Source organism: Kitasatospora putterlickiae, assembly GCF_039527695.1.
In the GTDB taxonomy this organism is placed as follows: domain Bacteria; phylum Actinomycetota; class Actinomycetes; order Streptomycetales; family Streptomycetaceae; genus Kitasatospora; species Kitasatospora putterlickiae.
This window is the reverse complement of sequence record NZ_BAAAKJ010000097.1, coordinates 1-7,823: the sequence shown is the minus strand read 5'-3', so window position 1 is coordinate 7,823 and position 7,823 is coordinate 1. Positions and strand designations below refer to the sequence as shown.

The window sequence follows — 7,823 nt, the reverse complement described above, 5'->3', positions numbered from 1 at the left end:
CAGCCGCCGGCTGGGCAGCGCGATCCGGACCTGCGGGTAGCCGGGCAGCGGGACGGAGGGGACGTGCACCACCGGCAGTCCGTCCGGGACGCCGCCGGTGCCGAAGGTGTGCGAGGGACTCTGCGCGCCGCGCGCGGGCGCCGGGGTGACGACGAGCGGCTGGTGCCCCCGGCGGAGCAGGTGCTCGGCGGTCCGCAGCACGCTGTGGGCGACGCCGTTGACCTCGGGGGGAAAGGACTCGGTGACGATGACGACACGCATGCCTGTGTTTTTTCCGGGTCCGGCGTGCACGCGGCCAAAGGGATCTGTCGTACAAACGAACGCGGGTCGGCGAATTGTCCCGCCGACCCGCCTCCCGCCCGTTCCGCCCGTTCCTGGTTCCCGAGCGGACGTTCCCGGACGTTCCCGGGCGTTCCCGGTGCTACCGAAGCCCTCAGGCCGGCGCGCCCGCCTCCTTCAGCTCCGCGTAGGGCGCGAGCTTGCGGATCGACTCGATGCTCTTGAGGCAGTCGTCCCGACTCTCCTCCGGGTCGCCGGTCACCACGATCGATCCGTTGCTCGCCTTGAGCCGGAACCGGTGCATGCCGGTCTCATCGGTGTACAGCTCGAACTTTCCCGCCATGGCAGTTGACACCTCTCGTTCAGGAAGCCCCCTCGCACCGCAACGTAGGAGCAATCGCGGCGCCCCGCCCGCCGGGCCCCTCCATCCGAGTCATTCGCCGGCCAGCCGTCGCACGGTCCGGTCGATGTCGGCGCCGTCCCGTTCGGTCTCCTCCATGTACAGCCGGCCCCAGTGGATCAGCCCGTCCCGGACGCCGAACAGCGTCGTCCCCCGCATGTCGAACGCGGTGCCGTCCCGGTGGGTGCCGTGCCAGTGCCACTCGGCCCACTCCACGCCGTCCGCGCGGGCGTGGGCCGACAGTTCGGCCCGCAGGTCGGGGACGTTCGCGAAGAGCCGGCCCCAGTTCCTCCGGACCTGGTCGCGGCCGGTGAACGCGCGGGCCGGGTGGGCGGGCTGCCGGCTGTCGTACCCGGGGGCGAAGCAGGCGGCGAAGCCGTCCAGGTCGTGGTCGTCGATCGCTCGGCGGAGCCGCTCGATGAGCATGGCCCGCTCCTTCCGTCGTCCGTCCGAAGCCCCACTGGTCTCCTACCCGGCCCGACGCCAGCCGACGGCGTTGTCGGTGCCGCGGACTAGGGTGGGAAACCCGTTCTGTCCCCGCTTCCGCCGTCTCCCCGAGAGGTGCCGCCCACCGATGTACGCCCTGCACGCGCTCTGGCGGGCCGACGGCCGGCTCGCCGTCTGGGCGGAGGACGCGGCGGCGTACCGGGGGGACGGGCCCGCGCGTGGTGGGCGGGGCGGGACGGCGCACCCGTTCGCCTGCCCGGCCGGCGAGGTGGCGCGGCTGCTGGGGACGGTCGGGCCGGGCCTGGGCTGGCTGGCCGAGCAGGCCGCCGAGCGGTGGACCGGGCTGTTGCTGCCGACCCTCGGCGGCCGGCCCGTGGCGTCCCCGGACCTTCCGGTGGGCGCCGGGTCGCGCGGCGTGGCGCTGAGCCCGTGGCGGGTGCCCGCGCTGCTCTTCGACCGCTCGCAGGCCGCCCAGCTGCTCGGCGCCCTGCACGACCCGCACTGGCCCGGTGCCACCGTCCAACTGCCCGACGGCACCCCGGCCGAGCTGGCCTACGGCGCCTCGGTGCGCTGGCTGGCCGCCGTGCACGACTTCGCCTGGCGGCTGGTCGGGCGCGGTCGGCTGCTGCCGGCGCTGGTCGAGGAGGGGGAGCGGTGGTACGCCCGCTGGCGGCCCGCCCCGGACGCCCCGGCCCGCCGCGAGGAGGCCGCGCTGGTCGCCGGCTGCCCGCCGGTCTGCCGCGCGGAGCACCCCGCCGGACCCGGCGGCGGACCGGCCGCCGCCGACCTGGTCGCCGGCCTGCTCGACGCCCTCGTCGACCAGGAGGCCAGGGTCGCCCTCGCCGACCTCGACCCGCCCGCCGACCCGGTGCTCGCCGCCCTGTACGGCCCCGACGGCCGGCTCGCGCAGGCCCCGCCCGCCGGGCTGCCGGACCGGCTGGCCGCCTGGCTGACCGCCCGCCCGGCCGATGCCCCGCTGCGCCTGGACTTCCGCCTCACCGAACCGCTCGGCCCCGACCCGGACGACCGCGACGGCGGGGTGCGCGCCGACGTCTGGCGGCTCGACCTGCTGGTCCGCCCCGCCGCCCGCCCCTCCCTGGTGGTCCCCGCCGCCGCCCTGCGGCCGGGCGCCGCCGCCGATCCGGCCCACCAGGCGCTGGTCCGCGCCGTCCCCGCCACGGCCGGCGACCCGGCCGAGGCCTACCAGGCCGAACTGGCCCGCGCCCTGCGGGTGGACCCGGGACTGCGCGCCCGGCTCGCCGGTGGCTTCCCCACCGAGGCCCGGCTGGACCGGGCGGGCGCCCTGCGCTTCCTGCGCGAGGGCGCGCCCGCCCTGGCCCGCGCCGGCTTCGGTGTCCTGCTGCCCGCCTGGTGGCAGCGCCGCCCCCGGCTCGGCCTGGTCCTGACGGCGGGCACCCCGCCCGGCGACCCGTCCGCGGTGGCCCGCACCGCGCAGGTCGACCGGGACGCCGTGCTGGCCTTCGAGTGGCGCCTCGCCCTCGGCGAGGACACCCTCACCGAGCGGGAGCTCGCCGACCTCGCCGCCGCCCAGCAGGGGCTGGTCCGGCTGCGTGGCCGCTGGGTCGAGGTCGACCAGGCCCAGCTCGCCGCCGCCGTGAGGTTCCTGTCCGAGCACGGCACCGGCACCATGGAGCCGGTCGAACTGCTGCGGCTGGCCGTCGAGGACGGCGCCGTGGTGGACGGACTGCCGGTCACCGCCGTGCACGCCACCGGCCCGATCGGCGACCTGCTGGCCGGCCGGCCCGGCCCCGCCGACCGCGTCCCGCACCTTCCCGACGGCTTCACCGGCACCCTCCGCCCCTACCAGCGACGGGGGCTGGCCTGGCTGGACGCCCTCGGACGGCTGGGTCTCGGCGCCGTCCTGGCCGACGACATGGGACTCGGCAAGACCGTGCAGACCCTCGCCCTGCTCGCCCTGGAGCAGGGGCGCGGCGCGCGCGGGCCGGTGCTGCTGGTCTGCCCGATGTCGATGGTCGGCACCTGGCAGCGCGAGGCCGCCCGGTTCGCGCCCGGCCTGCGGGTGCACGTCCACCACGGCCCCGACCGCACCGCGCCCGACGAGGCCGCCGACCTGGTCATCACCACCTACGGCCTGGTCCAGCGGGACGCGGCCGAACTGCGCCGGGTCCACTGGCGGCGGATCGTCGCCGACGAGGCCCAGCACGTCAAGAACCGCTCGGCCCGGCAGTCCCGCGCGCTGCGCTCCCTGCGCTCGGGGCCTCGGATCGCGCTCACCGGCACGCCGGTGGAGAACCGGCTGGCCGATCTGCACGCCGTCCTGGACTTCGCCAATCCCGGGCTGTTCGGCAGCCCGGAGGCGTTCCGGGAGCGGTTCGCGATCCCGGTCGAGCAGACCGGCAGCGTGGACGCGGCGGCCCGGCTGCGCCGGGTGACCGGCCCGTTCCTGCTGCGCCGCCGCAAGAGTGACCCGCACATCGTCCAGGACCTTCCCGCGAAGCAGGAGTTCACCGTTTCCTGTGCCCTGACGGCGGAGCAGGCCGGGCTCTACCGGGCGGTGGTGGCCGACCTGCTGGAACGCCTCGGCGGGCTGCGCGGCGTCGAGCGCAAGGGTGCGGTGCTGGCGGCGATCGGCCGGCTCAAGCAGGTCTGCAACCACCCGGCCCAGCTCCTGCACGACGGCACGGCGGTGGCGGGCCGCTCGGGCAAGGTGGAGCGGCTGGTCGAGCTGCTGACGGAGGCGCTGGCCGAGGGGGACCGGGTGCTGGTCTTCACCCAGTACGCGGAGTTCGGCACCATGCTCCGGCCTTACCTGCGACGGAGGTTGGGCGAGGAGGTGCTCTATCTGCACGGCGGGGTGGCACGCGGGCGGCGGGAGGAGATGGTGGCGCGGTTCCAGTCGCCGGACGGGCCGAGGGTGTTCCTGCTGTCGCTGAAGGCGGGCGGCACCGGGCTCAACCTGACCGCCGCCAACCAGGTGGTGCACCTGGACCGCTGGTGGAACCCGGCGGTGGAGGACCAGGCCACCGACCGCGCGCACCGGATCGGCCAGCGCCGGGCGGTGCAGGTCCGCCGACTGGTCTGCGCGGGAACGGTCGAGGAGCGGATCGGCGAACTCCTGGCCGCCAAGCGCACCTTGGCCGAGGCCGCGGTCGGCGACGACGAGCAGTGGCTGTCCGAGCTGCCCGCCGACCGGCTGCGCGAACTGCTGACCCTGTCCACCGACGCGATCGGGGAGTGACCCGTGGCCGCCTCCTTCGAGGAACACCCGCTCGCCGAGCGGCTCGACGCCTTCTGGCGGGCGGAGGTGCCCGGCCCCGTCGAGGGCGAGGGTGAGGCACCCACCGCCCTCGACGGGTTGGGACCGTCCGGCGTCACCCTGCACGGCCGCCCGCTGGAGGCCGCGCTCGCCGCCGCCTACCGGCGGTTCACCGGCGCCGGCTGACCCCAGGGGCGCCGGCTCAGCCCGCCGTCACCGGGTAGTGGTCGGACAGGTCGTTGTAGGTGTAGTCGGTACCCCAACTGCTGACCGTCCAGGGCGCGCTGTGGAAGCGCGTCACCGTGTTGGCGTAGTTCTCCGGGCGCGCGTGGTCGGCCCGGTAGAGGACGTAGTCGAGGTCCTCCTTGGGCTCGCCCGGGTAGCGGTAGGCGGCGATCGAGTTGTCGGCGGTGTCGAAGGAGTTCGCCCAGCCGCCGCGGGAGGTGGCCGGCGCGACTCCCGCGTTGGCCAGCAGCGCGGGGTACTCGCCGCCGTGCGCGTCGATGTTGAGGTCCCCGGCGAGCAGGACCGGCTCGGCGGCGGGGATGTTCCTGGCGTCCACGAACGCCTTCATCGCCTTGAGCTGGGCGGCCCGGACCGCCGCCGGCTGCCCGGCGGAGCAGCCGGAGTCGGTGGACTGCAGGTGCGTGCCGATCACGTGCGTGCGCAGGCCGTTGACGTTCAGCACGGCGTAGACGAAGCCCTTGTTCGACCACCAGTCGGAGCCGCACGCGTCCTTGAAGACGTACTGCTCCTTGCGCAGGATCGGCCACTTGCTGAGCAGGGTGACGCCGCCGTCCTCGGGGGTGGCGGAGCTGTAGGCGCCGGAGGTGGCGTCCCATCCGCTGGTCGAGCGGCCCACCACCGGCGTGTGGTACGGGTACGCGGCCGAGGCCTGGGCGATCAGCGCGTCGGAGGCGGCGTTGTCGAAGGCCTCCTGGAGCACCACGACGTCCTGGCCCTGGAAGACCTCGGTGGCGGGGATGGCCTTGGCCCGGTGGTCCTGGCCCCAGTTGGGGTAGAGGTTCCGGCTCATCAGGAAGACGTTGTACGTCAGCACCTTGAGCGCGGGGACGGCGGTGCTCCCGGCCGGGGCGGCGGACGCGCCCGGCGCGGTGGCGAGCGGGGCGAGCAGGGCGGCGGCGGCCGTGCAGACGACGGCGAGGCGCGCGGAGGGAGTTGGCATGCCCGCAGTGAAGCGACGCCGGGCCACGGTCGTCCAGACAGTGGACGAGGGCGGTGTGAACGCATCGGTAACTTAAAGCTGTCTGGCCAACTCCTCCTTGGGCGGAGGAAATTGTCTGGACAACCCGCTCGGCCACCACATGTGGTGGTCCAGGTCCATGGTCACCGCCGTCACCAGGACGGAGCGCACCACGAAGGTGTCCAGCAGCACGCCGAGCGCCACCGCGAAGCCGATCTCGGCGAGGCCGACGATCGGCAGGGTGCCGAGCACCGCGAAGGTGCTGGCGAGGATGAGGCCGGCCGAGGTGATCACGCCACCGGTGGCGGCCAGTCCGGCGACGGCCCCCGGGCGGGTGCCGTGCTGGGCGGCCTCCTCGCGGACCCGGGTCATCAGGAAGATGTTGTAGTCGATGCCGAGGGCCACCAGGAAGACGAAGACGAACAGCGGGAAGGCGTTGTCCTGGCCCTCGAAGTGGAAGACGTGTTCGAAGAAGAACGCGCTGATGCCGAGCGCCGCCGCGTAGGACAGGACGACGGTGGCGATCAGCACCAGCGGCGCCGTGACCGCGCGCAGCAGCAGCGCCAGGATCACCAGGACCACGCCCAGCACCAGCGGGATGATCGTCCGGTTGTCGGAGGTCGCGGCCCGGCCCGCGTCCAGGATCACCGCCGTCGAGCCGCCCACCTTGGCGTCGGCGTCCGGTACGGCGTGCACGGCGCCCCGCAGCCGGTCCACGGTGTTCTCGGCCGCCTGGCTGTCCGGCGGATCGGTGAGCGTCGCCTGGAACATCGCCCGGCCCTCGTGGACGACCGGTTCGGTGGTGCCCGCCACCCCGGGGGTCTCCCGCGTCACCGCGCGCACCGCCCCGGCCCCGCCGGCGTCGGAGACGACCGTCAGCGGCGCTCCGGTGCCCGCCGGGAAGTGCGCGGCCAGCGCCTCCTGCCCGACCACCGAGTCCGGCTTGCCGGTGAAGGTGCCGGCCGTGCTGAGTCCGGTCGCGTTCAGCGAGACCAGCCCGACGCAGCAGGCCGCCAGCGCCAGCGTGGTGCCGATCCAGACCTTGCGCGGACGCCGCCCGATCCACGCCCCGATGCGCGCCCAGCGGCCGGTCCTGGTCGGCTCCGGCGTCCCGAACGCCGGGCGCACCGGCCAGAACACCCAGCGTCCGGCGATCACCAGCAGCGCCGGCAGCAGGGTCAGCATCGCGGCCAGCGCCACCAGCACGCCGATCGCGCAGACCGGGCCGAGCCCGCTGGTCGAGTTCATCTCGGCGACCAGCAGGCAGAGCATCGAGACGACCACGGTCGCGGAGGAGGCCAGGATCGCGGGCCCGGCCCGGTGCAGGGCGAAGGCCATCGCCTCGTGGCGGTCCTCGTGGCGGCGCAACTCCTCCCGGTAGCGGGCGGTGAGCAGCAGCGCGTAGTCCGTGCCCGCGCCGAGCACCAGCACGATCAGGATGCCGGCGCTCTGTGCGTTGACGGTCAGCCCCGCGTGGTCGGCCAGCAGGTAGATCACCGCCTGCGCGACCACCAGCGCCCCGGCCGCCGAGAACAGCGGCAGCGCCCACAGCACCGGGCTGCGGTAGGTGAGCAGCAGCAGGACGATCACCACGCTGACGGTGGCCGCGAGCAGGGTGGAGTCGATCCCGGCGAAGGCCTCGGCCTGGTCGGCGCCGATACCGGCCGGGCCGGTGACATGGGTGGTCATGCCGAGGCTGTTCTCGGCGGCGGTGGCGCGCAGACCCTCCACGGCCGGGCGCAGGTCCTGCCAGCCGCCGGTGCCGATGTCGATCGGCACGATGGTCTGCAGCGCCTGGCCGTCCGCCGACTCCACCGGTCCGGTGATCCGGCCCAGCACGTGCGGGGCGGAGGAGAAGGCCTCGGCGTCCCGGGCGGCCTCGACCCGGTCGGCGGGGGTGATCCCGCCGTCCCGGACGTAGACCACCACCGCTTGGGCGGTGTCCACCGGCTGGAACGCCCGTTGCTCGTTCAGCACCTGGGTCGACTCGGCGTTGCTCGGCAGCCAGCTGGAGGCCTGGTTGTCCTCGGCGTCGGCGAGCTTGCCGGCCAGCGGACCCGCCACCACCAGCAGCACCAGCCACAGGGCCAGCACCACCCATTTGCCGCGGCGTCCGCACGGCAGCTCGGCCAGTCTCCGGGTCGGGCTCATCGGGGGAACCCCCGTCCTCGGGGCGCGTGACTCGTTCCAGCCTGCCACCGGGGCCGCGCCCCGGCAGCCCGGGGGAGCCGGACGCGGCCCGGGCGGGGCGGGCG

7 protein-coding genes are annotated in these 7,823 nt (G+C 75.0%); 2 read left to right on the top strand and 5 right to left on the bottom strand.

Translation table 11 applies throughout. From position 1 onward, the window contains the following. From ABD308_RS10590 to ABD308_RS10580, 3 genes are all read right to left on the bottom strand, one after another. The coding region (locus ABD308_RS10590; RefSeq protein WP_344331459.1) for a glycosyltransferase at positions 1 to 261 on the bottom strand (261 nt) is incomplete at its 3' end. Positions 262 to 433: 172 nt separating this feature from the next. Beyond that, entirely contained in the window at positions 434 to 622 is a 189-nt protein-coding gene (locus ABD308_RS10585) for a YegP family protein (RefSeq protein ID WP_344331456.1), read from the bottom strand. 90 nt (positions 623 to 712) lie between these two features. Then, the gene (locus ABD308_RS10580; protein WP_344331451.1) at positions 713 to 1,105 is read right to left on the bottom strand and encodes a nuclear transport factor 2 family protein; all 393 of its coding nucleotides are present in this window, start codon (positions 1,103 to 1,105) and stop codon (positions 713 to 715) included. 148 nt (positions 1,106 to 1,253) lie between these two features. On the opposite strand from ABD308_RS10580, the gene ABD308_RS10575 reads away from it, so the two are divergent. Beyond that, positions 1,254 to 4,346, top strand: a complete 3,093-nt coding sequence (locus tag ABD308_RS10575) for an SNF2-related protein (protein ID WP_344331446.1) — start codon at positions 1,254 to 1,256, stop codon at positions 4,344 to 4,346. Between the two features lie 3 nt (positions 4,347 to 4,349). After that, on the top strand, positions 4,350 to 4,550 hold the full coding sequence (locus tag ABD308_RS10570) for a hypothetical protein (protein ID WP_344331444.1): 201 nt from the start codon (positions 4,350 to 4,352) through the stop codon (positions 4,548 to 4,550). Between the two features lie 16 nt (positions 4,551 to 4,566). Here the strand turns inward: ABD308_RS10570 and sph are convergent, their stop codons facing one another. Then, a complete protein-coding gene (gene sph, locus ABD308_RS10565) occupies positions 4,567 to 5,550 on the bottom strand; it encodes a sphingomyelin phosphodiesterase (protein WP_344331441.1) in 984 nt (327 codons plus the stop codon). A gap of 72 nt (positions 5,551 to 5,622) precedes the next feature. Continuing rightward, positions 5,623 to 7,719, bottom strand: a complete 2,097-nt coding sequence (locus ABD308_RS10560) for an MMPL family transporter (protein WP_344331434.1) — start codon at positions 7,717 to 7,719, stop codon at positions 5,623 to 5,625. Between the last annotated feature and the right edge of the window lie 104 nt (positions 7,720 to 7,823).